This is a genomic window from Verrucosispora sp. WMMD1129 (assembly GCF_029581255.1).
In the GTDB taxonomy this organism is placed as follows: domain Bacteria; phylum Actinomycetota; class Actinomycetes; order Mycobacteriales; family Micromonosporaceae; genus Micromonospora; species Micromonospora sediminimaris.
Map to the genome: position 1 here is coordinate 4,580,806 of NZ_CP120741.1, position 26,844 is coordinate 4,607,649.

A 26,844-nucleotide genomic window follows, 5' to 3' on the forward strand; every position below is an offset into this window, starting at 1 on the left:
TCCACCGCCCTATTGCCGGTCGCGCTTAGTCATCGTTCAGCCCCGCCGACTAGGGTGCAGACAGACACTCATTCGCAGCGAGGGAGAAGCAGCATGGCGGGTCGACTCGCGGTCGTCGGTGCCGGTCTGATGGGTTCGGGCATCGCCCAGGTGGCGGCGCAGGCGGGCTGGCAGGTGGTGCTGCGGGATCTGGACGAGACGGCGACGAAGCGCGGTCTGGACGGCATCCGGCGGTCGCTGACGAAGTTCGCGGAGAAGGGCAAGCTCACCGACGACGAGGTCGAGGCGGCACTCGGGCGGATCACCCCCACCACCGAGCTGGAGGCTGCCGGCGACGCGGACATCGTCATCGAGGCGGTCTTCGAGAAGCTGGAGATCAAGCACGAGGTGTTCCGCGCGCTGGACAAGATCTGCAAGGCAGACGCGGTGCTGGCAACCAACACCTCGGCGATTCCGGTGACCCAGATCGCGACGGCCACCGAGCGTCCGGAGGCGGTCGTCGGCACCCACTTCTTCTCGCCGGTGCCGATGATGAAGCTCTGCGAGCTGGTGCGTGGCTACAAGACCAGCGATGACACCCTGGAGCGGGCGAAGTCCTTCGCCGAGGAGATCGGCAAGACCGTCGTGGTGGTGAACCGGGACATCGCCGGCTTCGTCACCACCCGGCTGATCTGCGCGCTGGCCATGGAGGCGGTCAAACTGGTCGAGGCGGGCGTCATCTCCGCCGAGGACCTGGACACCGCCTGCCGGCTCGGCTTCGGGCACGCGATGGGCCCGCTGGCCACCGTCGACCTGACCGGTGTCGACGTGCTGCTGAACGCGACCCGCAACATCTACACCGACACGGCGGACGAGAAGTTCTTCCCGCCGGAGCTGTTGCAGCGGATGGCCACCGCAGGCGATCTGGGCCGCAAGACCGGCCAGGGCTTCTACTCGTACTGACGCCGCTGCGGGGAGGGCCCGACGGGCCCTCCCCGTGACTCAGCCGTCGCGGCGGGTGGTCCAGCGGAAGGTGGTCAGGCAGAGCACCAGACCGATCACGCACCAGACGCCCAGCACCAGGGCGACCCGGTTCAGCTCGAACGAGCCGCCGGGCTCGTCCGCACCGAAGCTCTCCGGCAGGAACACCGCCCGTAGGCCCTGGCACATCCACTTGAGCGGGAACAGCGCCGCCACCTGCTGCATCCAGGTCGGCAGGTTGGTGAAGACGAAGAAGACCCCGGAGATGAACTGGAGCACCAGCGCGACCGGGGTGACCACCGCCGAACCGCTGCGGGCGGTCCGGGCCAGCGACGAGATGGCGATGCCGCAGAGCGTGCAGGCGGTCACCCCCAGGGCGCTCACCCATCCGAAGGTCAACCAGGCTGTGGTGGTGGTCGGCAGTTCCAGGTCGAACAGCGTCACCGATACCGCGAGCAGCAGCGCGGTCATCACCACGCCGGTCACCAGCACCATGATCACTTTGCCGGCGAACCAGACCCACTTCGGCATCGGCGTACCCCGGTAGCGCTTGAGCACACCCCGGTCCCGTTCGATCGGGATCCAGATGCCGAGGTTCTGGAAGCTGACCGTCATCAGGCCGGTCGCGATCATGCCGGTGATGAAGTACTGCGTGTAGCTCACCCCGGGCGCGATCTCCTCGTCGAAGATCGACGCGAAGATCAGCACCATGATGAGGGGGAAGCCAAGCGTGAACACGACGGACTCGCGGCTGCGCAGGAACTGCCGGATCTCCAGCCGCCCCTGACGCAGGGCGAGGCCGGCCGGGCCGCTGCGCCGGGCGGGGGCTGCGGCGGTGACCGGTTCCGCCGGTCTCGTCGTGGTGGTCATCGGTGTCCGATCATCGTCAGGTAGATGTCCTCAAGGGTGGGCCGGGTGACGGTCAGGCCGGGCACCTCACCGCCGAACCGCGCGGCGAGTTCCGCCACCAGCGCCGTCGGCGTCGCGCTCTGCGCGCTGTCCGGCGTGCCATCGGGGGTACGCCAGGAGACCGTGGCCAGCGCCTCCTGCCGGTTGCCGAGCTGGTTCGGCGCGGCTACCTCGACCAGCCGGCCGGCCGCGATCACGCCCACCCGGTCGGCGAGCGCCTCGGCCTCGTCCAGGTAGTGCGTGGTCAGCACGATTGTGGTGCCGGCGGCGGCGAGATCACGGATCAGCTCCCAGAACTCCCGCCGGGCCTCCGGGTCGAAGCCGGTGGTCGGCTCGTCCAGAAAGAGCAACTCCGGGCGGCCGACGATGCCGAGTGCCACGTCGAGCCGGCGCTTCTGACCACCGGAGAGGGTGTGGGTACGGGCGCGGGCCTTGGCGGCCAGCCCAACCCGTTCGATCACCTTGTCGGGGTCGTCGGCGTCGGCGTAGAAGCCGGCGAAGTGGTGCACCACCTCGGCGACGGAGAGTTCGTCGAACTCCCCGGTGCCCTGGAACACGATGCCGACCCGCCCCCGCCAGTCGCGCGTCGGGCTGGCCGGGTCGACGTCGAGGACGCGTACCTCGCCGGCGTCGCGCTGGCGGTAGCCCTCCAGGATCTCCACGGTTGTGGTCTTGCCGGCGCCGTTCGGCCCGAGCAGGGCGAACACCTCGCCCCGGTGGACGTCCAGGTCCAGGCCGGCGACCGCGAGACTGTCGCCGTACGTCTTGCGCAGTCCCCGGACGCGGATCGCGACGTCGTCACTCATGCCGTCAAGTGTGCGGCCCGCCGGGACCCGGCGTCCGCACCGGGGGTGGTGGCGGCTGTGTGGTTTTGCACAACCCGCTCTACTGAACGGTAACTTAAACTCCGGCCATGGATGAGAAGGCACTCCCGGGCCGGCTGCCGGAGCGTGACCGCCCCTGGGTGATGCGCACGTACGCGGGGCACTCCTCCGCCACCGCGACCAACGCGCTCTTCCGCCGCAACCTGGCCAAGGGGCAGACCGGTCTGTCGGTCGCCTTCGACCTGCCCACCCAGACCGGGTACGACCCCGACCACGAACTCGCCACCGGCGAGGTCGGCCGGGTCGGCGTCCCGGTGTCGCATCTGGGCGACATGCGGGCGCTCTTCGACGGCATCCCGCTGGCCGACATGAACACCTCGATGACCATCAACGCGCCCGCGATGTGGCTGCTCGGCCTCTACGGCACGGTCGCCGCCGAGCAGGGCGCCGACCTCGCCCGCTGCGCCGGCACCACCCAGAACGACATCATCAAGGAGTACCTCTCCCGAGGCACGCACATCTTCCCGCCGGCCGCCTCGCTGCGACTGACCGCTGACGTGATCGCGTACACGCTGCGCGAGATGCCGCGCTGGAACCCGGTAAACATCTGCTCGTACCACCTCCAGGAAGCCGGGGCCACACCCGTGCAGGAAGTGGCGTTCGCGCTGGCCACGGCGGTGGCGGTGCTCGACACGGTGCGCGACGGCGGCCAGGTGCCGGCGCGCCGGATGGGCGACGTGGTCCAGCGGGTCTCGTTCTTCGTCAACGCCGGGGTGCGGTTCGTCGAGGAGATCGCCAAGATGCGCGCGTTCGGCGCGTTGTGGGACGAGATCACCCGCGACCGGTACGGCGTCGAGGATCCGAAGCGGCGCCGCTTCCGGTACGGCGTGCAGGTCAACTCCCTCGGGCTCACCGAGGCCCAGCCGGAGAACAACGTGCAGCGGATCGTGCTGGAGATGCTGGGGGTCACCCTCTCCCGTGGGGCGCGGGCGCGGGCGGTGCAACTGCCGGCCTGGAACGAGGCGCTCGGCCTGCCGCGTCCGTGGGACCAGCAGTGGTCGCTGCGCATGCAACAGGTGCTCGCGTACGAGTCGGACCTGTTGGAGTATCCGGATCTGTTCGACGGCTCGCGGGTGATGACCGCGCTTGTCGACGAGATCGTCACCGGCGCCCGGGCCGAGTTGGCGACGGTGCTGGAGATGGGTGGTGTGGTCGCCGCCGTCGAGACCGGCTACCTCAAGAGCGCCCTGGTGGCCTCCCTGGCCGGTCGGCGGCGACGGATCGAGGCCGGCAGTGACGTGGTGGTCGGCGTCAACCGGTTCACCGAGACCGAGCCGTCACCGCTGACCGCCGCCGGTGCCGACGCGGTCGTGCAGGTCGATCCCGCCGTCGAGGTGGCTGCCGCAACGGCCGTACGCGCCTGGCGGGCCGACCGCGACCCGGCGGCCGTGGACGCGGCACTGGCCCGGCTGCGCGCGGACGCCGCGACCACGACGAACCTGATGACGGCCACCCTGGAGTGCGTCCGGGCCGGGGTGACCACCGGCGAGTGGGCGGCGGCCCTGCGCCGGGTGTTCGGCGAGTACCGGGCCCCGACCGGGCTGGCGGGCGGGTCCGCCAGCGGTGGTGACGAGGGTCTGGCCGAGGTCCGCGCGCGGGTCGCCGCCACCGCCCGCGAGCTGGGCAGCGGGCGGCTGCGACTGCTTGTCGGCAAGCCCGGCCTGGATGGGCACTCCAACGGTGCCGAGCAGATCGCGGTACGCGCCCGCGACGCCGGCTTCGAGGTGATCTACCAGGGCATCCGGCTCACCGCCGGGCAGATCGTGGCCGCCGCGGTGGAGGAGGACGTGGACCTGGTGGGGCTCTCCGTGCTCTCCGGCTCACACCTGGCGGCGGTACCGGCGGTCCTCAACGGGCTACGGGCCGCCGGCCGACCGGACCTGCCGGTGGTGGTGGGCGGCATCATTCCCGCTCCGGACGCCGAGCGCCTGCGCGCGGCCGGGGTGGCGCGGGTGTTCACCCCGAAGGACTTCGCCCTCACCGACATCATCGACGAGTTGGTCACCGTCATCCGGCAGGCGAACGAGCTGTGACGTGCGGTCCCGGCACGAGGCCGGGACCGCACGGACGAGGTCTCAGCGGTGGTCGTAGGTCATGCAGTCGGCCATGTCGGCGTCGGGGCCGACCCGGATCGCCGGTGCCTGGCACTCCAACTGCTCGTTGTGCCGGCAGTCGGCGCGCTGGCACGCCCCGACCTGGGCGATCTGCCCGTCGAGGCCGGCCCGGACAGCGGGCATCTCGATGAAGGTGTGGCAGTGGGCGTGGTCCATGCTGCCGATGGTGATGGCGAAGGCGTGGCAGTCGCCGGTGTGGTTGTACGCGCAGGCGGCAACCACGCACTCCTGGACCCGGGGCATCTCCATTGCTGCGGTCATGACCCAACCTCCTCCGTTGATTGCCCCAATTTTAGGCTTTAGGGCAGGTTGGGGTGGCGTTTCGGCCGTGCCGGTGGTCCGTAGTCAGACGCGGAAGCCCGCCTCCCGTGCGGCCTGCCGCTCCCGCCGCCGGTCCGCCCGGCGGCGCAGCAGCCACGGGAGGAAGAGCACGAGGCCGACCAGGAACACGAGCACCAGCACCGGCAGGATGATCGCGACGAGTGACATCACCACGCTTGTGGCGTCCTCGGCGGTGCTCGCCACCGGCGCGCCCACGCCGGCCGTGGCCGCATTGATCACCGGACGGGCTGTCGATTTCAGCAGGTGTACGCCGAACGCGATGAGCACCCCGACCAGCACCGGCAACCACTGGCCGCCGCTGGCGAAGAAGCTGTCCGGGTCGCTCACCGTCACGGTCTCGGACGCGGATCCGGCCCCGAACGCCAACCCGCCGGCCGTCGGCCGGACGACCGTCTGCACCATGTCGTTGACGTGGTCGACCACTGGCACCTTGTCCGCCACGACCTCGACGACGAGCAGCACCGCGAGGATGCCCAGCACCCACTCGTTGCCGAGCCACTGCCACCCGCCAGGCAGGTCTATGACGCTGGTGTAGCGGGCCAGCAGCCCCATCGCCAGCAACGGAATGTAGGCGTTCAGCCCCGCCGAGGCGGCGAGGCCGGTACCGGTGAGCACTTCGAGCACCAGCACAGCATGGCACCGGCACGCCAGCGCCGCTCGGTGGCGATGCCCGGTGACTCCGCTACCCTGCTCGGGTGCGGTTGGTGATTGCGAAATGCTCGGTGGACTATGTCGGACGGCTCTCGGCCCACCTGCCGCCGGCCACCCGGCTGCTGATGGTGAAGGCGGACGGATCGGTCTCCATCCACGCCGATGACCGGGCGTACAAGCCGTTGAACTGGATGAGCCCGCCGTGCCGGCTGGAGGAGGCCCCGGGCGTCTGGCGGGTGGTCAACAAGGCCGGCGAGGAGCTGCGGATCACCCTGGAGGAGATCTTCCAGGACACCTCGTACGAGTTGGGTGTCGATCCCGGGCTGCGCAAGGACGGCGTGGAGGCTCACCTCCAGGAGTTGCTGGCGGCCAACCCCGAGGCACTGGGAGACGGCTACACCCTCATCCGTCGCGAGTACATGACCGCGATCGGCCCGGTCGACCTGCTCTGCCGGGACGCCAACCAGGGCACGGTCGCCGTCGAGGTGAAGCGCCGTGGCGAAATCGACGGCGTGGAGCAGCTCACCCGCTACCTGGAGTTGCTCAACCGGGATCCGCTGCTCGCCCCGGTCGCCGGGGTGTTCGCGGCGCAGGAGATCAAGCCGCAGGCCCGGGTGCTCGCCACCGACCGGGGGATCCGCTGCGTGGTGGTCGACTACGACCGGCTGCGCGGCATCGAGCGGGACGAGTTGACGCTCTTCTAGGCGGTGCCGCGGTCACCGGCCGTAGAGCAGCTTGACCGCCTTCACCAGCCGGGCGACGTCGGCCGGGGTGCGCTCGAACGTGGTCGAGGGCAGCAGTGAACGACCCCGGCGGCGGGTGACGGCCTTGGCCCGGGCGAATTCGCGCAGCCCGTCCTCGCCGTGGATCCGGCCGAAACCGGACTCGCCGACGCCGCCGAACGGCAGGGTGGACATGCCGGCGAAGGTGAGCGTCGAGTTGACCGAGGCCATGCCGGAGCGCAGCCGCCGGGCGATCGCGACCGCGCGCCGCTGACCGAAGACCGAACCACCCAGCCCGTACGGCAGGGCGTTGGCCCGGGCGAGCGCCTCGTCGGCGGTGCGGACCCGGTTGATGGTCAGGGTCGGCCCGAAGGTCTCCTCGCGTACGGCGGCAGCCTGCTCCGGCACCTCGACCAGCACCGTCGGGTGCGCGTACGGCGGTCGTACCGCCTCCGGCCCGCCGAGCACCGCCCGACCGCCCCGGGCCACCGCGTCCTCGATGTGTCGCCGGATGACGTCGAGCTGACTCGGCATGGTGATCGGTCCGATGTCGGCGTCCCTGGGTCCGACGGTGAGCCGCCCGGCGCGCTCGACGACCTTGTCGACGAACGCGTCGAAGACCGGCTCCACGGCGTAGGCGCGTTCGATGCCGATGCAGGTCTGCCCGGCGTTGGTCATCGCTCCCCAGACGCAGGCCTCGGCGGCGGCGTCCAGATCGGCGTCGGCGTCCACGATCATGGCGTCCTTGCCGCCGGCCTCCAGCAGCACCGGGGTCAGCGACTCCGCGCAGGCCGCCATCACCTTCTTCGCGGTTGCCGTCGAGCCGGTGAAGGCGAGCTTGTCGACGCCGGCCCGGCACAGGGCAGCGCCGACGTCGCCGAGGCCGTGCACCGCGGTGAGCACCGGATGCTCGGGCACCACCTCGGCGAAGCTGTCGACGAGCCACTGACCGACGACCGGGGTGTACTCGCTCGGCTTGAAGACCACCGCGTTGCCGGCCGCCAGTGCGTACGCGATGGAACCGATGGGGGTGAAAACGGGATAGTTCCACGGACCGATCACGCCGACCACGCCATGCGGCTGGTACTCCAGGTGCGCCGAGAATTCGGCCAGGACGAGCCGTGAGCGAACCCGCCGGGGGCCGAGCACCCGCCGGGCGTTACGGGCCGCCCAGTCGACGTGCTCCACCGCGGTCACGATCTCGACGAGTGCGTCGGCGACCGGTTTGCCGCCCTCGGCGTGCATCAGGCCGGCCAACTCCTCCATCCGCTGCGCGAGCAGCCGCCGCCAGCGCAGCAGCCGCTCCCGCCGCTCGGTGAAGCCGAGCCCTGCCCACCACTGGCCGGCGGCGCGGGCCCGCTCGACGGCACGTTCGACGTCCACCGCGGCGGCGACCGGAACGCGTCCCGCTTCGTCGCCCGTGGCCGGGCTGGTGGAGATCAGGTGGTTGCCCTGAACAGTTGGGGTGCCGGGGGGTAGCACAGCCGTCATGGCGGAAGTCTAGACGCGAGAATTACTCGCCGGTAGGGGTGGGGAAACGGGCGAATCCTCCCGGCCGTCCGGGTGGTTGAACCGGACGAACCTCGCGTCCGGCCGACAGTTCCGTTGCCGGCCGCCGTGGAAGATGTGAACACAAAGCACCCGGATGGTTGCCGGTACGCATCCGGCTGGATGGTGAAGGTGGACACCCGCTGGTGAAACCCTGATCCGGGATCGTCGCACGGGTGGAAGGACTGACTGTCCATGGAGGAACATCCGCAATTGATGCCGCTGTTGACGGTGGCCGCCGGGCCGATGCGGGGGCAGCGCTTTCGGCTGCCGCGTCGGCCACAGGTGATCGGTCGCGACCCGGCGGTCGACATCGTCGTGCACGATCCGCACCTGAGCCGTCGACACGTCGAGATCTGGCGGGCCGGGGAGGTTGCCTCTCTGGTGGATCTCGGTTCCACCAACGGCACCTGGGTGAACGACCGCCGGGTCACCGAGGTCGTCCGGCTCAGCGACGGCGACGTGATCCGGATCGGCGGTACCGAGCTGAGGTTCTTCGACCCGGGTGTGGCCCGGACGGACCCGGTGGGCCTGAGCTTCGAACTGCCCCGCCAGGAGCGGCGACCGAACCGACCGCTGCCCGCCACGGTCGCGACACCTGTGGTGCCCGGGCAGCCCGGCGCGGCAGCCGTGGTCGGCGTCCGCCGCTGACGACCGAACCTCGGTCACACGTCGGCCCGGCCGCAGATGGGTGCCGACCATATGGACCGGCGGTGTCGATCGTGGCAGCATGCCGCGGATGGAGACCCAGCAGCAGGTCGTCACCGCGAACGGCATCACCCAGGCCGTCCGGGTGGCCGGACCCGTAGGCGGCGTGCCGGTGCTGCTCGTGCACGGCAACTGTTCCTCGGCCGCCTTCTGGGAGCCGCTGGTGCGCCGCCTGCCGAAGACCGTCCGAGTGGTCGCGCCGGATCTGCGTGGCTACGGCGCCACGCAGACCGCCCCGGTAGACGCCAACCGTGGCCTGACCGACTTCGCCGACGACGTGGCGGCGTTGCTCGACGAGCCGTCGCTCTTCGCCGAGGGCGCCCGGCCCCTGGTGGTCGGTCACTCGCTCGGTGGCGGAGTGGCGATGCGCCTGCTTGTGGATCACCCGGACCGAATTGCCGGGCTGCTGCTCGCGGCACCGGTGTCCCCGTACGGCTTCGGCGCCATCCGCGACCTGGCCGGCACCCCGACCACGCCCGACCTCGCCGGCTCCGGCGCGGGCGCGACGAGCGGCGACTTCGTCGCGCGGCTGGCCGCCGGCGACCGTGGCGCCGAGGCGCGGACCAGCCCGCGCAGTGTGCTGCGGTCCGCGTACGTGGCGGACCCCGCCAGCCTCGGCGACGACGAGGAACTGCTGCTCGACAGCCTGCTCTCCACCGCCACCGGCCCGGACAACTACCCCGGCGACGCGGTGCCCTCGACGAACTGGCCGGGTAGCGCACCGGGTGGCCGTGGCGTGCTCAACGCACTCGCGCGTTTCCGGGTCGCCGAGGAACTGGTGGCCGTGACACCCAAGCCCCCGGTCACCTGGATCCGCGGTGAGTCTGACGTGATCGTCTCGGACACCTCGCTGTTCGATCTGGCGCAGCTCGGAGCGCTGGGCGTGGTGCCCGGCTGGCCCGGGGCACAGGCGTGCCCACCGCAGCCGATGATCGGGCAGATCCGTGCGGTGCTCGACAGGTACGTCGCCGCGGGCGGAAGCTACCGGGAGGTGGCGCTGCCCGGCTGCGGGCACAGCCCACACCTGGAGCGCCCGGCGGAGTTCGTCGCGGAGTTGCTCGCTCTCGCCGGGGTCGCTCCGGCCTGACCAGCCCGGAGCACCCGCCTACCCGCCAGGTGGGTAAACCGGGCATCGGTGACATGTGCCACGGCGCCTCGACAACCGTGCGTCACGTGGCAGACTCGCGCGCATAACCTTAGCGGCCGTTCATGTCGGGCCGTGTCGTTGCGGACAGGGGAGGCCGGGTCGTGGCGCGCGAGTTCACCAGCGTGGGTGTGGTGGGTCTGGGCACCATGGGTGCCGGCATCGTCGAGGTCTTCGCCCGTAACGGCATCGACGTGGTGGCCGTGGAGATCTCCGACGCCGCGCTCGACCGTGGGCGGGCGAACCTGACCGGCTCGACGGACCGGGCGGTGGCCAGGGGCAAGCTCACCGAGGCCGACCGGGACGCCCTGCTGGCCCGGGTCACCTTCGCCGTCGGTCTGGACGCGCTGCACTCGGTGGACCTGGTGATCGAGGCGGTGCCCGAGCACCTCGACCTCAAGCAGCGGCTCTTCGCCGAGCTGGATCGGGTCTGCAAGCCCGAGGCCATCCTCGCCACCAACACCTCGTCGCTGAGCGTCACCGAGATCTCCGTGGCCACCGCGCGCCCCAACCAGGTCGTCGGCATCCACTTCTTCAATCCCGCACCGGTGATGAAGCTGGTCGAGGTGGTACGCACGGTGGTCACCTCAGCCGACGTGGTGGCCGACGTGGAGGCGCTCTGCGGACGGCTCGGCAAAGTCGACGTGACCATCAGCGACCGGGCCGGGTTCATCGCCAACGCGTTGCTCTTCGGCTACCTCAACCACGCCGTCGACATGTTCGAGTCCCGGTACGCCACCCGTGAGGACATCGACGCGGCCATGAATCTCGGCTGCGGACTGCCCATGGGTCCGCTCGCGCTGATGGACCTGATCGGCCTGGACACCGCGTACGAGATCCTGGACACCATGTACCGGCGTGGTGGCCGGGACCGCCGGCACGCCCCGGTGCCGTTGCTCAAGCAGATGGTGACCGCCGGGCTGCTCGGGCGGAAGTCCGGCCGGGGCTTCTACACCTACGAGCGGCCCGGTTCGCCGAAGGTCGTACCGGACGAGCAGACGCCGACCACGACGGAACCGGCAGTGTCCGACGCGGCCGTGACCAAGATCGGCATCGTGGGTTCCGGGACGATGGCGACCGGGATCATCGAGGTCTTCGCCAACGCCGGCTACGAGGTCGTGTCGGTGACCCGGGGTGCGGAGCAGTCGGCCAAGGTCTTCGAGGCGGTGCAGACCTCGCTGAACAAGGGCGTGGTCCGGGGCCGGCTCAGCGAGGCGGACCGGGACGCCGCGCTCGGCCGGATCAACTGGTCGGCGACGCTGGACCACCTGGCCGACGTGGATCTGGTGGTCGAAGCGGTGGTGGAGGAACTCAGCGTCAAGAAGGCCCTCTTCGCCAGCCTGGACGAGATCTGCAAGCCGGGCGTGGTGCTGGCGACCACCACCTCGTCGCTGCCGGTGATCGAGGTGGCGATGGCCACCCAGCGCCCGGCCGACGTGGTCGGTCTGCACTTCTTCAACCCGGCCCCGGCGATGCCGCTTGTGGAGATCGTCCGGACGATCCGTACCTCGGCCGAGACCATCGCGACCGCTCAGGCCGTCAGTGCCACGCTGGGCAAGACCGGTGTGGTCTGCGGCGACCGGTCCGGTTTCATCGTCAACGCGCTACTCTTCCCGTATCTCAACGACGCGGTGCGGATGCTGGAGGCCAGCTACTCCACCACCGACGACATCGACCACGCGATGAAGCTGGGCTGCGGTTACCCGATGGGCCCGTTCGAGCTGCTCGACGTGGTCGGCCTGGACGTGGCGCTGGCCATCCAGCGGGAGTTGTACCTGGAACTGCGGGAGCCCGGGTTCGCCCCGGCGCCGCTGCTGGAGCACCTGGTCACCGCGGGTTACCTGGGCCGCAAGACCCGCCGCGGCTTCCGCGACCACACCCGCCGCTGACCGGGGCACGGCAGCTCGACCGTACGCTTGACGACGTGAGTCCCCGTCGCAACCGTCCCCGCCGTGACGACGCGGTGCGCCTCGACACCGAGCGCGCCCGGCACGGCGTCGCCGCGGTCCAGCAGTGGCGGGACGGCGAGTGGCAGGTACGCGGCATCAGCGGCGGCGCGTCCACCAAGACGTACCGCTGCCCCGGGTGCGACCAGGAGATCCGGCCCGGCGTGGCGCACGTGGTGGCCTGGCCGGCGGACGGCCGGGGTGACCTGACCGACCGGCGGCACTGGCACACCGGCTGCTGGCGTGCCCGCGACCGCCGGGCCCCGGTCATCCAGCGCGGGCGCAACGCGCCCCGCCACGGCTGACGACGCGGCCCGGAGTCACCTTCGCGATCTTGGTCACGTCGAGAGCGGAGCGGTGGGCGGCACGGGACAATGGGCGGGTGAGTAAAGCTATCCGTGCCTCCTCGATCCTGCCGGGGCACCGGGAGGACATCGAACTGCACACCGCGGATGAGCTGCGGTTGGTCGGCGAGTTGGCCCGCCCGGTCGACCGGGAACCGGCCGCGACGCTGGTCTGCCTGCATCCGCTGCCCACCCACGGCGGGATGATGGACAGCCACGTCTTTCGCAAGGCGGCCTGGCGACTGCCCGCCCTGGCCGACCTGGCCGTGCTCAGATTCAACACCCGGGGCACCAGCAGCGTGCGCGGCACCAGCGAGGGCAGCTTCGACTCCGCCGTCGGCGAGCGCTTCGACGTCGCCGCCGCGATCGAGTACGCCGAGTTCCACGAACTGCCGAACGTCTGGCTGCTGGGCTGGTCGTTCGGCACCGACCTGGCGCTGCGCTACGGCTGCGATCCGGCGGTGACCGGCGCGATCCTGCTCTCCCCGCCGCTGCGCTACTCCGGCCGGTCCGACCTCGACCAGTGGGCCGAGTCGGGCAAGCCACTCACCGCGCTGGTGCCGGAGTTCGACGACTACCTGCGCCCGGAGCAGGCCCGTGAGCAGTTCGCGGCGGTGCCGCAGGCCGAGGTCGTCGGCGTACCCGGTGCCAAGCACCTCTGGGTCGGCGACGCCGAGACCGTGCTGGACGAGGTGGTCCGGCGGGTCAACCCGGCGGTGCCGGTGCCGCTACCGACCACCTGGGACGGCCCGATGGAGACCGGCGACGCCAGCGCGTACGCCGACCGGACGGTCGCCGCGTTCGCCGACACGCCGGTGTCCGGCCCACCGCAGCGCCGGGCCGACTGAGCTTCACCCGAGCGCCGGGCCTGAGGCCGACGCCGGTCTGCCCTGGCCGGCGGGTCAGCGGGCATCCTGGCGGGGGAGGATCACCTCACGCAGGATGAGCTGGATGGCGGCCACCGTCGGGATGGCGATCAGCGCGCCGATCACCCCCACCAGCGACACCCCGAGCAGCGCGGCCACCAGCGCCGCGACCTCGTTGACCTGCACCGAACGTCGCATGATCTTGGGATAGATGAGGTAGTTCTCGACCTGCTGGTAGATCACGAAGAAGATCACGCAGGCGATGCCGACCGAGAGGTCGGTGGCGAAGCCGACCAGGCTGACGATCACGGCACCGAGGGTGGCGCCGATCTGTGGGATGAGGTCGGTCACCGCGACCACCACCGCCAGCGCGAACAGATATGGCAGGCCGACGATCAGCGCGAACACGAAGGTGCTCGCACCGGCCAGGACCGCGATGGCGAGCGCGCCGACCATGTACGCCCCGACCTTGGTCAGGATCTCGTCGCCGATGAGTTGCACCCGCTGGCGACGGGAGCGTGGCACCAACGCGTAGCCGAGGTCGCGGAGCCGGTCGAAGTAGACCAGGAAGTAGATGGTCAGCACCAGCACGGTCAGCACCCGGAAGACGGTGCCGAAGAGCAGTTGGGCGCCGCCGAGCACCCCGCCCAAGGCCCGGCCGACCACGTCCGCGCTGGCCGCCTCCTGCGCACGCCGCATCAGGTCGAACCGCTCGACCAGGTCGTTCACCGTCTCGTTGCGGCGCAGTGACTCAAGGTAGCTCGGCAACTGCTCGATGAACTGCCCGGACTGGGTCACGATCGGCGGCACCAGCGCCAGCACCCCGGCGGCGAGCAGCGCCAGCACGATCAGCACGACCGTCGCGACGGCCAACCCGCGCGGGAACCCCCAGGACCGCAGCCGGATCACCGCCGGGTGCAGGCCCACCGCGAGGAAGAGCGCGATCACCACCAGGACCAGGATCCCCGCGGCGTTGCGCACCCCCAGATAGACCGCGTACGCGAGCAGCACGCCGAGCGCCCCGGTGAATCCGACCAGGAAACTGTTGCGTCGCAGGGGACGCCCGGGGGTGCCGAAGCGGCCGGAGTCCACCCCTTCCGGACGCTGCGCCCCGCCGGCCGTGGCGGTCTCGCCGGCTGGCACCGCGTTCCTCGTATCCCCGCCGGGGCCTGCCGTCCGCGCGCCCTCCGGCGTCACCTCCCGGGCTCGCGTCGCGTCACCTCGACCTGCCTCGGGCCGGTCGGGTTCGGCCGGTCTCGGCTCGGCCTCGTCGGGCTCGTGCTGTGCCATCCGGTCTCCCCGTCGGTCTTCCGGCGGCCGCCGGATCGTGCTGCCCCGGCCGGCGAGCGGCCTGCGCCGACCCGAGTCGGTGGTGCGGGCGCGCTGGCGAGCTGAGGGCGTGGGTGGCTCAGTGCGGGCAGCCGCCGCGGATCATGCCTGCTTGAGCCGGTCGACGAAGGACCGCCAGGTCGACGGGGTGAACGCGAGCACCGGACCCTGCCGGTCCTTGCTGTCCCGGACGGCCACCACGCCGGGCAGGTTGTCGGCCACCTCCACGCAGTCGGTGTTACCGCTGCGGGTGGAGGTACGCCAGGTCGCGCCGTTCAGGGACATGACTTCACCATCTCGTTGAGGAGTGCGATCGACTGCTGGCGGGACAGCGCCTCGTTGCGCACCGTCTCCCAGCGCGCCAACAGGGTAGCCAGATTCGCCTCGTTGTCGGTCGGCGCGGCGGTCAGTTGGGTCTCCTGACTCGCCACCCAGCCACCGTCCACACCTCGGGCCAACGAGAACGAGCCGGAGAGGCCGATGTGCAGCCCGACGCTGAGCGGCACGACGTGGACGCTGACGTTCGGCCGCTCGGCGCAGGCGATCAGGTGCTCGATCTGGTGCGCCATGAGCGTCCGGAGACGCTCCTCCCGACGATGCAGGATGGCCTCGTCGACGACCGCGATGAGCTGCGGCGGGTCGGGCTGGTCGAGGATGGCCTGCCGGTCCAGCCGGGCGGCCACCCGCTGCTCCACCTCCTCGTCGCTGAGCAGGTCGTCGCAGCGGATCACCGCGCGGGCGTAGCCCTCGGTCTGGAGCAGCGCCGGGATCAGCGTCGGCTGGAAGACCCGGAGCTGCCGGGCCTGGCGTTCGGCGTCCAGCCAGGGCAGGAACCAGGACGGCTGTCCTTCCCGCTCGGCGATCCGCAGCAGCGACACCAGCAGCCCGCCGGAGGTCAGCACCTTGTCGGCCCGGGCCAGGAGCTGACGGTCGTACGGCCGGGCGCCGGTCTCGACGGCGGAGACCATGGACGCCGAGTAGTGCACCAGTTTCCCGAACTCCTCCTGGTTGTGCCCGGCGGCGACGCGCAGCCGGCGTAGCTGTGACCGGATCAGATCCGCCGTGGTCTGCTCCACACTGCCTCCACAATCGCCTGCCGAGAATCACTCGGCGTCCGTCGCCGGCCTCCGGGTCACGCACCAGGGCCACCACCAGCCTCGATGCCTTCCGACAGTAGCGGTCCCGTCACCAAACTGTCAGCCATGCCGGATTCGTTCGTTGCCCGGAGGGCGCGGACGGGTTCAGGCGGGGGCCGCTCGCAATCCCCCTGCGAGCGGCCCTACCCAGACCCGCTCCGGGAGCATCTGGTGCCGCTCCGGTGACACCAGATGTGTCCGGAGCCCTCCTCGCCGGAGATTGATGTGTCAAACGCGCGCGCCGCCGTGCCGGCTCGACCACCACACACCCCGCTACGGCCGACCTGGTGCTGCCGTACCGACGGGCAGCCCTGGCCCTGCGGGGAGGCGCGACTGCTGCTGCGGGCGGAGTACGAACACAACCTGACCGGCCTGTCGATCTATCTCGCCGGCCTGATGCACGAGGCCATGCGCGACCTCTACCACCTCAACCCCCACGACGCCCCCACCCCGCCAGTCCTCTTCTCCCGCTTCCTCGCCTGGACCAGACCCGGGTGCGGGTGCGGGTGCGGGTGCGGGGTGGCCTGGCCGTGCCTGGGACAGCGTCCTCGCCGACGTCAGCCGCCCTCGGCGGCGGCTCGCCGTTGGAGGTGGGCCGTAGCCGAGCCGGGCCAAGGCCCAGGGCGAGACGTCAGTCGGAGGTGACCTTGCTGGGCTTGGCGCTGCGCTCGTCGGTGGTCGGCTTGGTCGGGCGCTTGCCGTTCTCGCCGGTGCTGGTGATCTTCGTCGGGGTGGCACCTCGGCCACCCTCGCCGGGTACCGCCGCCACCGTCGGCTCGCCGTCCAGCCCTTCGCTGGCGGTGCCGCCGTCGACGCTTGTCGGCTCGGCTACCGGCTTGTTCGGCGAGGGATCCTCGACCGTGGTGACCGGTTCCGCCGCCGGCTTGGTCGCCGGCCCGGCATCGTCACCGCTCGGACGGTCACCGGCTCGGCCGCCCCCGGCCGGGGCCTCGTCGCCGGGGCGGGTGGCAGCGCCGCCGGAGGGAGCGACCGCCAGCGTGTCGCCGGAGGGTTGAGTGCCGTTTGTCGAGACGCCGGTGGGGTGTGCCCCGTTGGCGGACACTGCGGCAACCGCCGGTGGCGTCGAGCCGTCGGGCGCTGAGGTGGCCTGTAGCCGCAGGCCGAGCAACTTGCGCTCCAGATCGTCGGACTCCTGCCGGGACTTCCACGTCTCCTGACGCAGGTCGGCGAGCTGCTGCTGGGCCTTGGCGATCTCCAGCATCACCTGGGCGAGCTGCTGCCGGCCGGCTGCGGCCTCCTGCTGCGTGGCGGCGAGGTGCTGCTGGGTGGTGGCCAGATGCTGCTGGGTGGTGGCCGCGTACTCCTCGAACTGGCGGCGGGAAGCCGCGACGTGCTCGTCCGCCTCCCGGCGCACGGCGGTGACGTGCTCGTCCGCCTCCCGCCGGGTGGTCTCGGCGTACTGGTCGGCGTCGCGGTGGGTGCTGGCCGCGTACTCGTCGGCCTCACTCCGCACGGCGGTGACGTACTCGTCGGCCTCGCGTCGCTTCGCGGCCGACTCGGTTTCCGCCTGACGCAGCAGCTCACCGGCCTGCTCCTCGGCCCGCCCGCGTACCGTGGCGGCCTCCTGCTCGGCGGCCTGGCGGATCTGGTCGGCGCCCTGCTCGATCTCGTTCTTCCGCGCCGTGTACTCGGACTCCAGCTGGGACCGCCGGGTCTCGAAGCCGGACTCCAGCTCGGCGGTACGGGTGCGGATCCGATCGTCCAGCTCGGCGTTGCGGGTCTTGTACTGCTTCTCCAGCTGATCGCGGCGGGCGGTGAACTCGCGTTCGGCGGTCGCCTTGCGCTCGGTCAGCTCCCGGTCGGCCGCCTCGCGTCGGCTGTTCACCTCTTTCTCCACCCCGGCCCGCCAGGCACCCAGCTCCTGCTGCGCCTGCGCCCGGGCGTGCTGCACGTACGCCTCGGTCTCGCTGCGCATCCGCTGGGCGTACGCCTCGGTCTCGGCGCGGGTGCGCTTGGCCGCCTCGGTCGCCTGGGTGCTCAGCCGCTCGGCCTCCTGGCGGGCCTTGTTGCGGGCGGCCCGGCCGGCCTCGGCGGCGTCGTCGATGATCTGCTTGGCCTCCTGCTGGGCCTTGGCGTGCACCTCCTTGGCGGCGTCGCGAAGCTGGGTCGCCTCCTGCTGGGCGGTGGCGAGCGCCTCTCGGGCCGCGTCGCGTAGCTTGGTCGCCTCCTGCTGGGCCCGGCTGTGGATCTCCTTGGCCGCGTCCCGGAGCTGCGTCGCCTCCTGCTGGGCCCGGGCCATGGCCTCCTGAGCGGACTTGCGCAGCCGGGCGGCCTCCTCCTTCGCCGACTTCGCGGCGGCCTCCGACTCGGCCCGGCGGGTCGCGGCCTGCCGCTCCTCCTCGGCCCGCCGAGCGGCCAGGGCGATCTCGAAATCCTTGAGCGCGGTGGCCGCCGCGACGCGGGCCTCCTCGATGATGTGCTCGGCGGCGGCCCGGCGGGCTTCGATCTCCTCGTTGGCGGCGGAGAGGATGTCCTCGGCCTGTTCCTCGGCCAGCGTGAGGATCTGCTCCACCCGCGGCCCGAGGTGTCGGAAGGCGGCCCGGTCGACGACCCCGACCTGCTTGCGCACCTGGGCGAGGTCGCGTTGCAGCACCTCGACCTGACCGGCCAGCTTGTGGATCTGGGTGTACGCCTGTTCCCGTTCGGCCGCGAGCGCGGCGATCTCGTGCTCCGCACGAGCGACGTATCGGTCGACCTGTCGTTTCTCGTACCCCCGCAGAGCGGACTCGAAGCTGGGCTCCGTGGTCACGTCCCCGCCGAGCGCGAACAGTTCCTCGCCGTGCGACATGCTCCCATCCTCACACGCATCGGGCCCTCCTGGGGCGATACGGACGCCCCTGTTGGGACCTACTTCACGGCTCGGGGAAGGCGACGCTGGTAGCCGGCCCGGGCCCCGCGAAACGCAGGGCGGCGCGGGGTGTCACCGGTCGCCCGATGTCACCCCGCGCCGTGGATCATGCCCCGGGTGTGATCAGCTGGTGGTTTCCGCGGCCACCTTGTCGTCCGCCCCGTCCGCCTTCTTGGCCGCCGGCTTGTCGCCCTCGGCAGCGGCGGCCTTGTTCGGCACGCCCGGAACGATGCCGGCCAGGCCGGAGAGCATCTGCCCGAGCTGCGAGGTGACGGCGTCCTTCTGCCGGGTGAGGTCCTCGACCTCGCGGCGCGCCGCCTGGGTGGTCAGCTCGGCCTCGGTGCGCGCCTCGTTGAGCAGGCGCTGCGACTCGGCGCGCGCCTCGTTCAGCGTCCGCTCGGACAGCGCCTTGGCCTTCTCCACCGTCTCGGTGGCGGTGCGCTCCGACTCGACCCGGCGGGCCTCGGCCCGCTGCTCGATCTCCTTGGCCCGGTCCTGCGCGGCGCGGGCCCGCTGCTCGGCCTCGTTGACCAGCTTCTGGGTCTGCGCGACCTGGGCGGCGTGCCGCTCCGACTCCTCGCGCTCGGCCTTCTCCCGCCGCTCCGCGAGCTGCAGCTCCAGGGCCTGGAGGTCCTTGTCGCGCTTGTCGCGGGCGTCGGTGAGCAGCTTGGTCGCCTCGGCGCGCTTCTCCTCGGCCTCGCGGGCGGCCTTGGCCCGCTGCTGGGTGATCTCGCGCTCGGCGGTGGCCCGGAGGGTGGCCACCTCGCGTTCCACTGTGGACTTCAGCTCGGCGACCTCGTGGGCGGTCACCGTACGCAGCTGCTTGGTCTCCCGATCCGCGTCGGCGCGCAGCGTGTCGGCCTCGCGGCGGGCCTGGACGCGCACCTCGGCGGCCTCGCGCTCTGCGGCGGTGCGGACGTTGCCCGCCTCCCGCTCGGCGGTGGCCTTCATGGCCGCGGCCTCGGCGCGTGCCTTGTCGGTGATCTCGCGCGCTTCGAGGCGGGCGGCGGAGAGGATCCCCTCCGACTCGCGCTTGGCCTCGTTGCGGTGGTCGTTGGCCTGCTCCTCGGCGAGCCGGAGGATCTGCTCGACCCGGGTGCCGAGGCCGGACAGCGTGGGCCGGCTGTTCTCCTCCAGCTGCTTGCTGGTGTCGGTGAGCTTCTGCTCAAGGGCAGTCAGCCGCTGCTCGGACTGCCGGAGCCGGCGCTGCGCGTCGTTGAGCGCCTGCTCGGCGTCGGCGCGGTCCTTGTTGGCCTGGCTCAGTGCGGCGTTGAGCCGGCCGATGAAGTCGTCGACCTGACCGGTGTTGTATCCGCGCAGGCCAACCGTGAAATCTGGCTGCGAGTTCGCGTTATCGAAGAACGCGAGAGGGGAGGACTGCTGCTGGGGCATTGGGACATACTGGCAGACTCCCTGGGGTGCTTCGCAAGAGCGTGCCGCCCTTTGCCGCCCGCATTACATGGTCAACTCCGCGCGGTGGCCGACCACCGGCGCGACATGCGATCTTGCCAGCTCCGGGGCGAGCTGGATGGCACGGAGCGTGACGTGGAAAAGGGCCGTGGCGCGGTGGCGCACGGCCCTTTGTTTCCGACGTCGCCCGCCCGCACGAATGGGCGTCAGGGCACCCGTGTGGAAAGCCAATCGGTGATCACCGAATGGCCATCGACGCCTCGGCCTTCAGGTCAGCGTCCACGGAACCGGTTGATGGCCTCGGCGTGGCGGGCGCGCAGCTCGGGGTCGCGTACGCCGAGTCCGTCCTCTGGGGCCAGACAGCGGACGCCGACCTTGCCCTGGTGGGCGTTGCGGTGCACCTCGTACGCGGCCTGGCCGGTCTGCTCCAGCGCGTACGTCCTGGACACGGTGGGGTGGATCTTCCCCAGCGCCACCAGCCGGTTGGCCTCCCACGCCTCGCGGTAGTTGGCGAAGTGGCTGCCCACGATGCGCTTGAGGTGCATCCAGAGGTAGCGGTTGTCGTACTGGTGCAGGAAGCCGCTTGTGGAGGCGCAGGTGACGATGGTGCCGCCGCGCTTGGCGACGTAGACGCTGGCACCGAAGGTCTCCCGGCCGGGGTGCTCGAAGACGATGTCCGGATCCTCCCCGCCGGTGAGTTCCCGGATCCGCTCGCCGAAGCGACGCCACTCGTCCGGATCCTGGGTCTGCTCGTCGGACCAGAACCGGAAGCCCTCGGCGGAGCGGTCGATGACCAGCTCGGCACCCATCCGCCGGCACAGCTCCGCCTTTTCCGGCGAGGAGACCACGCAGACCGGGATCGCACCGCCGTTGAGCGCCATCTGGGTGGCGTAGCCGCCCAGGCCGCCCGAGGCGCCCCAGATCAGCACCACGTCGCCCTGCTTCATGTTCGCCCCGTGGTGCGACACCAGTTGCCGGTACGCGGTCGAGTTGACCAGCCCGGGGCTGGCCGCCTCCTCCCAGCTCAGGTGCGCCGGCTTGGGCATCAGCTGGTTGGCCTTGACCACGGCCAGCTCGGCCAGGCCGCCGAAGTTGGTCTCGAACCCCCAGATCCGCTGCTGCGGATCGAGCATCGTGTCGTCGTGACCGGCCGCCTCCTCCAACTCGACCGACAGGCAGTGGGCCACCACCTCGTCGCCCGGGCGCCAGCGACTCACCCCGGCACCGACCCGTAGCACCACGCCCGCCGCGTCCGAACCGACCACGTGGTACGGCAGGTCGTGCCGGCGGGCCAACTCGGAGGTGCGGCCGTAGCGCTGGAGGAACCTGAAGGTGGACAGTGGCTCGAAGATGCTGGTCCAGACGGTGTTGTAGTTGATGGCGCTGGCCATCACCGCGACCAGTGCCTCGCCCGGGCCGAGTTCGGGTGTGGGCACCTCCTGGAGGTGCAGCGCCTTGCGCGGGTCCTTGTCCCGGGTGGTCATGCCGTCGAACATCCGGGTCTCTTCGGCCCGGACCACCACGCCCCGGTAGCTCTCCGGTACCGGCAGTCCGGCGACACCGGCCAACTCGCGCGCCGGGTCGGCCGACCCGTCCGCCGCCATGATGGCTTCGAGGATGTCCTGCACGGTGACCTCCGGTTCTCGCCGCTCGGCGGCGGGCCTGGGGCTGCCATCGTCGACGCTGGTCGGCGGCGATCACCATGTCGGCCGCCGCCACATCCCGCGCCTTCGGGCTACCTGTGAGGCCGGAGGTTACTGAACGGTAGCTAGGGTCGGAAGCCTCCTGTGAAAAAGTGCATCGGCCGCTGCGCGGAGGTGCATGCTCGCTCCGGCAAGCGCACACCTCCGTGCTCGCGGCGGTCGTGCGCGGCCCTTCGGATCAGTGCGCCGCGGCCGGTTGGACCAGCTCGATCAGCACGCCGCCGGCGTCCTTCGGGTGCACGAAGTTGATCCGCGAGTCGGCGGTGCCACGCTTCGGGTTCTCGTAGAGCAGTCGTACGCCACGCTCGCGCAGCGCCGCGCAGGCCGCGTCGATGTCAGTCACCGTGTACGCCACCTGCTGAACGCCCGGGCCGTTGCGGTCCAGGAACTTCGCGATCGTCGACTCCGGGGTCAGCGGCGCGAGTAGCTGGACGCAACCGCCCTCGGTGCTCGGCCCGACCGCCAGCATCGCCTCCCGGACACCCTGCTCGGTGTTGGTCTCCGTGTGCACACAGCGCATCCCGAAGGTGCGCTGGTAGAAGTCGATGGCGGTGTCGAGGTCGGGCACCGCGATCCCGACATGGTCGATGCGGCGCAGCCCGATGTCTGTGACATAGTCGGCAGCGGGCTCGACGGGGGAGTTCTCAGGCATGACGTTAGTCTGGCCGAACAATCGTTAAGGCGTACAGGTCGGCACCCCCTCGGAGGCAGGTATGGCTTCGGTGATCGTCAGCGGCGCGCGGACCCCGATGGGGCGCCTGCTGGGCAACCTCAAGGACCTACCGGCGACGAAACTCGGCGGCATCGCGATCTCTGCCGCGCTCGAACGGGCAGGAGTCGCACCTGACCAGGTGCAGTACGTGATCATGGGCCAGGTGCTCCAGGCCGGTACCGGGCAGATTCCCGCCCGGCAGGCGGCCGTCGAGGCCGGCATCCCGATGTCCGTACCGGCCCTGACGATCAACAAGGTCTGCCTCTCCGGGCTCGACGCGATCGCCCTGGCCGACCAGCTGATCCGGGCCGGTGAGTTCGACATCGTGGTGGCCGGCGGCATGGAGTCGATGACCAACGCCCCGCACCTGCTGCTCGGCCAGCGCGCCGGCTACAAGTACGGCGATGTGGTGATCAAGGACCACATGGCGCTCGACGGGCTGACCGACGCGTGGGACTGCTGCTCGATGGGGGAGTCCACCGAGCGGCACGGCAGCACCCGGAGCATCACCCGCCGGGAACAGGACGAGTTCGCGGCCAGCAGCCACCAGCGCGCCGCCGCCGCCCAGAAGAACGGCCACTTCGCCGAGGAGATCACCCCGGTGGTCATCCCGCAGCGCAAGGGTGACCCGCTGGTGATCAGCGAGGACGAGGGCATCCGGCCGGACACCACCGCCGATTCCCTGGCCAAGCTCCGCCCGGCGTTCACCTCCGACGGCACCATCACCGCCGGCAGTTCCTCGCCGATCTCCGACGGCGCCGCCGCCGTGGTGGTGATGAGCAAGGCGAAGGCCAAGGAGCTGGGCCTGGCCTGGCTGGCCGAGGTGGGGGCGCACGGCAACGTGGCAGGCCCGGACAACTCCCTGCACTCGCAGCCCTCGAACGCCATCCAGCACGCCCTGCGCAAGGGCGGTCTGGCCGTCTCCGACCTCGACCTGATCGAGATCAACGAGGCGTTCGCGCAGGTCGGTATCCAGTCGACCCGTGACCTCGGGATCAGCCCCGACAAGGTCAACGTCAACGGCGGCGCGATCGCGCTCGGCCACCCGATCGGCATGTCCGGCGCCCGGCTGGTGCTCACCCTCGCGCTGGAACTCAAGCGGCGCGGCGGCGGCACCGGCGCGGCAGCGCTCTGCGGGGGTGGCGGACAGGGCGACGCACTGATCATCCATGTTCCCGACCCCACCGAAACCGATCTGTGAGCGAGTCGAACACCCGCGTCCCGGCGGCGGCCACCGGTTCGGTACGCCGCAGCCGGGACGTTCCGATGCTTGTCGAACGGGCCCGCGACGGTGACCCCCGCGCGGTGGCCCGACTGATCACCCTGGTCGAGTCGGGCGACGAGACCGTGCCGGCCATCGCCGCGGCGCTCGCCCCGTACACCGGACGGGCCCAGGTGGTCGGCCTGACCGGCTCGCCGGGGGTGGGCAAGTCCACCACCACCAACGAGTTGGTCCGGGCGCTGCGGGCGCACGGGCACCGGGTCGGGGTGCTGGCCATCGATCCGTCCAGCCCGTTCACCGGCGGCGCGATCCTCGGTGACCGGGTGCGGATGCAGGACCATGCCACCGACCCCGGCGTCTACATCCGCTCGATGTCCAGCCGGGGGCACCTCGGCGGGCTGTCGGCGGCCACCCCGCAGGCGGTGCGGGTGCTGGAGGGCGCCGGCTGTGACGTGGTGCTGGTGGAGACCGTCGGGGTCGGGCAGGCGGAGGTCGAGGTGGCCTCGCTCGCCGACACCACGCTGGTGCTGCTCGCGCCGGGCATGGGCGACGCGATCCAGGCGGTGAAGGCCGGCATCCTGGAGATCGCCGACGTCTTCGTGGTGAACAAGGCCGACCGGGACGGTGCCGACGCCACCGTTCGGGACATCCAGGGCATGATCGCCCTCGGCGAGCGCGGTCCGGGCCAGTGGCGTCCGCAGGTGGTTCGCGCGGTCGCCGCCCGTGGTGAGGGCATCGACGACGTCGCCGCCGCCATCGACAAGCACCGCGCCTGGCTGGTCGAGCACGACGAGTTGCGACGTCGGCGTGAGGCGCGGGCCGCCGCCGAGGTCGAGGCGATCGCGCTCGGCGTGCTCCGCGCCCGGATCGGCTCGCTGCGCGACGGTACGCAGCTGCCGGCGCTCGCCGCCGAGGTGGCGGCCGGTGCCACCGATCCGTACGCCGCGGCCGAGACGTTGCTCGCTCAGCTCGCCGGGTAACCGCGTCCACTGCGGACCGCCGGAGACGGTTAGGCTCGCACCGCCGCGCGGGTGCGCGGGTACTGCGACGGCCGCTGGGGGACGCATGGACCACGAGATGACGCAGGAGTTGGCGATGACGCCGGACGCGGTGGCGGGCGGGCGTACCCACATCTCGGACGAGGTGGTGGAGAAGATCGCGGTGGCCGCGGCGAAGGCCGTGCCCGGCGTGGTCGAGCTGGGTGGCGACGTCGCCCGGTTCTTCAACGCGGTGCTGGACCGGGTGGGGCTCGACCAGGTCGGCGACGCGCGTCGGGGCTGCTCCGCGCACGTCACCAACGGCGGTGCCGTGATCAACCTGGTCATCGTCACCGACGCCGGGCATCCGGTGCCGGAGGTGACCACGGCGGTGCGGGTCGAGGTGACCCGGGCGGTCGAGGCGTACGGACTGCGGGTCGACGAGATCAACATCCGGGTGGACGACGTGGCCATCGACGGCCCCGCCGCCTGAGTTCGGGCAGCTCACGTTACCGGTCGGTACGAACTGCCTTATCGATCGTTCAGGTAAGGGCTCTACACTCGGTTGCAGTCGAGGACTCGAGGAGGAGCCCGGGGATGAACGCCGACGACATCGCAGCCGGGCGGGCCCGCTGGCAGGCCCGCTACGACTCCGCGCGCAAGCGGGACGCCGACTTCACCACGCTCTCCGGGATGCCCGTCGACCCGGTCTACGGTCCACCGGAGGGTGCCGCGTACCCGGGGTTCGAGCGGATCGGCTGGCCCGGGGAGTTCCCCTACACGCGGGGCCTCTACCCGACCGGCTACCGGGGGCGGACCTGGACCATCCGCCAGTTCGCCGGGTTCGGCAACGCCCGGCAGACAAACGAGCGCTACAAGATGATCCTGGGCGCCGGTGGCGGCGGGCTTTCGGTCGCCTTCGACATGCCCACCCTGATGGGGCGCGACTCCGACGACCCGCAGTCGCTCGGCGAGGTGGGCCACTGCGGGGTGGCGGTGGACAGCGCCGCCGACATGGAGGCGCTCTTCGACGGCATCGACCTGGCCGGGGTCACCACGAGCATGACCATCTCCGGCCCGGCAGTGCCGGTGTTCTGCATGTACCTGGTCGCCGCCGAGCGCCAGGGCGCCGACCTGTCGAGTCTGGACGGGACGCTGCAGACCGACATCTTCAAGGAGTACATCGCGCAGAAGGAGTGGCTGTTCGACCCGGAGCCGCACCTGCGCCTGATCGGCGACCTGATGGAGTACTGCGCGGCTGAGATCCCGCGGTACAAGCCGCTGTCGGTCTCCGGCTACCACATCCGCGAGGCCGGCTCGACCGCCGCGCAGGAGCTGGCGTACACCCTGGCCGACGGCTTCGGCTACGTCGAACTGGGACTCTCGCGCGGGCTTGACGTCAACGTCTTCGCCCCCGGGCTGAGCTTCTTCTTCGACTCGCACGTCGACTTCTTCGAGGAGATCGCCAAGTTCCGGGCCGCCCGCCGGATCTGGGCCCGCTGGCTGCGCGACGTCTACGGCGCCACCAGTGAGAAGGCGCTCTGGCTGCGATTCCACACGCAGACCGCCGGCGTGTCGCTGACCGCGCAACAGCCGGTCAACAACGTGGTACGCACCGCCGTCGAGGCGCTCGCCGCCGTGCTCGGTGGCACCAACTCGCTGCACACCAACGCCCTGGACGAGACCCTCGCCCTGCCCACCGACGAGTCCGCCGAGATCGCCCTGCGTACGCAGCAGGTGCTGATGGAGGAGATCGGGGTGACGAACGTGGCCGACCCGCTGGGTGGCTCCTGGTACGTCGAGGCGCTCACCGACCGGATCGAGGCCGAGGCGGAGGAGATCTTCGCCCGGATCCGCGCGCTCGGTGGCGACGGCCCGCACCAGATCGGGCCGATGACCTCCGGCATCCTGCGGGGCATCGAGGACGGCTGGTTCACCGGACAGATCGCCGAGGCCGCGTTCGCGTACCAGCAGGCGTTGGAGAAGGGCGACAAGAAGATCGTCGGCGTCAACTGCCACACCGGAACGGTCGCCAAGGAGTTGGAGATCCTCCGCATCTCGCACGAGGTGGAGTTGGAGCAGCGCCGGATGCTGGCCGAACGCAAGCACGGTCGGGACGACTCCCGGGTACGTGCCGCGGTCGAGGCGATGGTGGCGGTGAGCCGTACCGGGGAGAACATGATCCCGGCGATGCTCGACGCCGTCCGGGCGGAGGCGACCCTCGGCGAGATCTGCGACGCGCTGCGCGCCGAATGGGGCGTTTACCGCGAGCCCGCACGGTTCTGACCTTCGCCCCATCAGGGCGGCTGGGCAGGGGTGACAGTGGCAACTGCGCGGGCCGAGGCTGA

The 26,844-nt window shown here is 71.1% G+C and carries 24 protein-coding genes and 1 pseudogene; 13 read left to right on the top strand and 12 right to left on the bottom strand.

What is annotated here, in order from left to right:
• Window positions 1-93 precede the first annotated feature (93 nt).
• Window positions 94-942, top strand: coding sequence for a 3-hydroxyacyl-CoA dehydrogenase family protein (locus O7624_RS21345; RefSeq protein ID WP_282237018.1), 849 nt, complete (start codon window positions 94-96; stop codon window positions 940-942).
• Window positions 943-981: 39 nt separating this feature from the next.
• Here O7624_RS21345 and O7624_RS21350 read toward each other — a convergent pair whose 3' ends face one another.
• Both O7624_RS21350 and O7624_RS21355 read right to left on the bottom strand, forming a co-directional pair.
• Window positions 982-1,830, bottom strand: a complete 849-nt coding sequence (locus O7624_RS21350; protein WP_282237019.1) for an ABC transporter permease — start codon at window positions 1,828-1,830, stop codon at window positions 982-984.
• Complete coding sequence (locus O7624_RS21355; protein ID WP_093410636.1) at window positions 1,827-2,675, bottom strand: ABC transporter ATP-binding protein; 849 nt, start codon at window positions 2,673-2,675, stop codon at window positions 1,827-1,829. The genes O7624_RS21350 and O7624_RS21355 overlap by 4 nt, the downstream gene beginning before the upstream one ends.
• A gap of 107 nt (window positions 2,676-2,782) precedes the next feature.
• Here O7624_RS21355 and O7624_RS21360 point away from each other — a divergent pair, with 107 nt between their 5' ends.
• Window positions 2,783-4,786 (top strand): protein meaA, encoded by a 2,004-nt coding sequence (locus O7624_RS21360; protein ID WP_282237020.1) that lies wholly within the window; start codon window positions 2,783-2,785, stop codon window positions 4,784-4,786.
• 42 nt (window positions 4,787-4,828) lie between these two features.
• Here the strand turns inward: O7624_RS21360 and O7624_RS21365 are convergent, their stop codons facing one another.
• Window positions 4,829-5,128, bottom strand: a complete 300-nt coding sequence (locus tag O7624_RS21365; protein ID WP_210830096.1) for a DUF1540 domain-containing protein — start codon at window positions 5,126-5,128, stop codon at window positions 4,829-4,831.
• A gap of 84 nt (window positions 5,129-5,212) precedes the next feature.
• Window positions 5,213-5,833, bottom strand: coding sequence for a DUF4126 domain-containing protein (locus tag O7624_RS21370; protein WP_093410677.1), 621 nt, complete (start codon window positions 5,831-5,833; stop codon window positions 5,213-5,215).
• Window positions 5,834-5,904: 71 nt separating this feature from the next.
• Here O7624_RS21370 and nucS point away from each other — a divergent pair, with 71 nt between their 5' ends.
• On the top strand, window positions 5,905-6,564 hold the full coding sequence (nucS, locus tag O7624_RS21375) for an endonuclease NucS (RefSeq protein ID WP_093410627.1): 660 nt from the start codon (window positions 5,905-5,907) through the stop codon (window positions 6,562-6,564).
• Window positions 6,565-6,576: 12 nt separating this feature from the next.
• Here the strand turns inward: nucS and O7624_RS21380 are convergent, their stop codons facing one another.
• The gene (locus O7624_RS21380) at window positions 6,577-8,073 is read right to left on the bottom strand and encodes an aldehyde dehydrogenase family protein (RefSeq protein ID WP_282237021.1); all 1,497 of its coding nucleotides are present in this window, start codon (window positions 8,071-8,073) and stop codon (window positions 6,577-6,579) included.
• Window positions 8,074-8,325: 252 nt separating this feature from the next.
• Between O7624_RS21380 and O7624_RS21385 the strand changes: the two genes are divergently transcribed.
• The 5 genes from O7624_RS21385 to O7624_RS21405 all read left to right on the top strand — a co-directional run bounded on the left by O7624_RS21385 (window position 8,326) and on the right by O7624_RS21405 (window position 13,120).
• Window positions 8,326-8,781, top strand: a complete 456-nt coding sequence (locus O7624_RS21385) for an FHA domain-containing protein (RefSeq protein WP_282237022.1) — start codon at window positions 8,326-8,328, stop codon at window positions 8,779-8,781.
• An 88-nt stretch (window positions 8,782-8,869) separates the two neighbouring features.
• Window positions 8,870-9,925, top strand: a complete 1,056-nt coding sequence (locus O7624_RS21390; RefSeq protein WP_282237023.1) for an alpha/beta hydrolase — start codon at window positions 8,870-8,872, stop codon at window positions 9,923-9,925.
• A gap of 161 nt (window positions 9,926-10,086) precedes the next feature.
• Complete coding sequence (locus O7624_RS21395; RefSeq protein WP_282237024.1) at window positions 10,087-11,871, top strand: 3-hydroxybutyryl-CoA dehydrogenase; 1,785 nt, start codon at window positions 10,087-10,089, stop codon at window positions 11,869-11,871.
• A gap of 74 nt (window positions 11,872-11,945) precedes the next feature.
• Window positions 11,946-12,233 carry a hypothetical protein gene (locus O7624_RS21400; protein ID WP_093410615.1) on the top strand — a complete coding sequence of 96 codons (288 nt, stop codon included), beginning with the start codon at window positions 11,946-11,948 and terminating at the stop codon, window positions 12,231-12,233.
• Window positions 12,234-12,310: 77 nt separating this feature from the next.
• Window positions 12,311-13,120, top strand: a complete 810-nt coding sequence (locus O7624_RS21405) for an alpha/beta hydrolase (protein ID WP_282237025.1) — start codon at window positions 12,311-12,313, stop codon at window positions 13,118-13,120.
• A 54-nt stretch (window positions 13,121-13,174) separates the two neighbouring features.
• Here the strand turns inward: O7624_RS21405 and O7624_RS21410 are convergent, their stop codons facing one another.
• From O7624_RS21410 to O7624_RS21420, 3 genes are all read right to left on the bottom strand, one after another.
• Complete coding sequence (locus O7624_RS21410; protein ID WP_282237026.1) at window positions 13,175-14,428, bottom strand: AI-2E family transporter; 1,254 nt, start codon at window positions 14,426-14,428, stop codon at window positions 13,175-13,177.
• Window positions 14,429-14,569: 141 nt separating this feature from the next.
• Entirely contained in the window at window positions 14,570-14,752 is a 183-nt protein-coding gene (locus tag O7624_RS21415; protein ID WP_282237027.1) for a DUF397 domain-containing protein, read from the bottom strand.
• Entirely contained in the window at window positions 14,743-15,543 is an 801-nt protein-coding gene (locus O7624_RS21420; RefSeq protein WP_282237028.1) for a helix-turn-helix transcriptional regulator, read from the bottom strand. Before O7624_RS21420 ends, O7624_RS21415 begins: the two co-directional genes overlap by 10 nt.
• A gap of 318 nt (window positions 15,544-15,861) precedes the next feature.
• On the opposite strand from O7624_RS21420, the pseudogene O7624_RS21425 reads away from it, so the two are divergent.
• A pseudogene (locus O7624_RS21425) lies at window positions 15,862-16,086 on the top strand (hypothetical protein); the annotation flags it as partial.
• Between the two features lie 148 nt (window positions 16,087-16,234).
• Here O7624_RS21425 and O7624_RS21430 read toward each other — a convergent pair.
• The 4 genes from O7624_RS21430 to mce all read right to left on the bottom strand — a co-directional run bounded on the left by O7624_RS21430 (window position 16,235) and on the right by mce (window position 22,237).
• Entirely contained in the window at window positions 16,235-18,412 is a 2,178-nt protein-coding gene (locus tag O7624_RS21430; RefSeq protein ID WP_282237029.1) for a hypothetical protein, read from the bottom strand.
• 183 nt (window positions 18,413-18,595) lie between these two features.
• The gene (locus O7624_RS21435; RefSeq protein WP_093410605.1) at window positions 18,596-19,864 is read right to left on the bottom strand and encodes a DivIVA domain-containing protein; all 1,269 of its coding nucleotides are present in this window, start codon (window positions 19,862-19,864) and stop codon (window positions 18,596-18,598) included.
• Window positions 19,865-20,154: 290 nt separating this feature from the next.
• Window positions 20,155-21,510 (bottom strand): crotonyl-CoA carboxylase/reductase, encoded by a 1,356-nt coding sequence (ccrA, locus tag O7624_RS21440; RefSeq protein ID WP_282237030.1) that lies wholly within the window; start codon window positions 21,508-21,510, stop codon window positions 20,155-20,157.
• A 253-nt stretch (window positions 21,511-21,763) separates the two neighbouring features.
• Complete coding sequence (gene mce, locus O7624_RS21445) at window positions 21,764-22,237, bottom strand: methylmalonyl-CoA epimerase (protein WP_282237031.1); 474 nt, start codon at window positions 22,235-22,237, stop codon at window positions 21,764-21,766.
• A 61-nt stretch (window positions 22,238-22,298) separates the two neighbouring features.
• On the opposite strand from mce, the gene O7624_RS21450 reads away from it, so the two are divergent.
• The 4 genes from O7624_RS21450 (at window position 22,299) to O7624_RS21465 (ending at window position 26,782) form a co-directional block, all read left to right on the top strand.
• Window positions 22,299-23,498, top strand: a complete 1,200-nt coding sequence (locus tag O7624_RS21450; protein WP_282237032.1) for an acetyl-CoA C-acetyltransferase — start codon at window positions 22,299-22,301, stop codon at window positions 23,496-23,498.
• Entirely contained in the window at window positions 23,495-24,499 is a 1,005-nt protein-coding gene (meaB, locus tag O7624_RS21455) for a methylmalonyl Co-A mutase-associated GTPase MeaB (protein WP_282237033.1), read from the top strand. The genes O7624_RS21450 and meaB overlap by 4 nt, the downstream gene beginning before the upstream one ends.
• Window positions 24,500-24,584: 85 nt before the next feature.
• Window positions 24,585-24,989 carry an Asp23/Gls24 family envelope stress response protein gene (locus O7624_RS21460; RefSeq protein WP_093410593.1) on the top strand — a complete coding sequence of 135 codons (405 nt, stop codon included), beginning with the start codon at window positions 24,585-24,587 and terminating at the stop codon, window positions 24,987-24,989.
• Between the two features lie 104 nt (window positions 24,990-25,093).
• Complete coding sequence (locus tag O7624_RS21465) at window positions 25,094-26,782, top strand: methylmalonyl-CoA mutase family protein (protein ID WP_093410591.1); 1,689 nt, start codon at window positions 25,094-25,096, stop codon at window positions 26,780-26,782.
• Window positions 26,783-26,844: the final 62 nt, after the last annotated feature.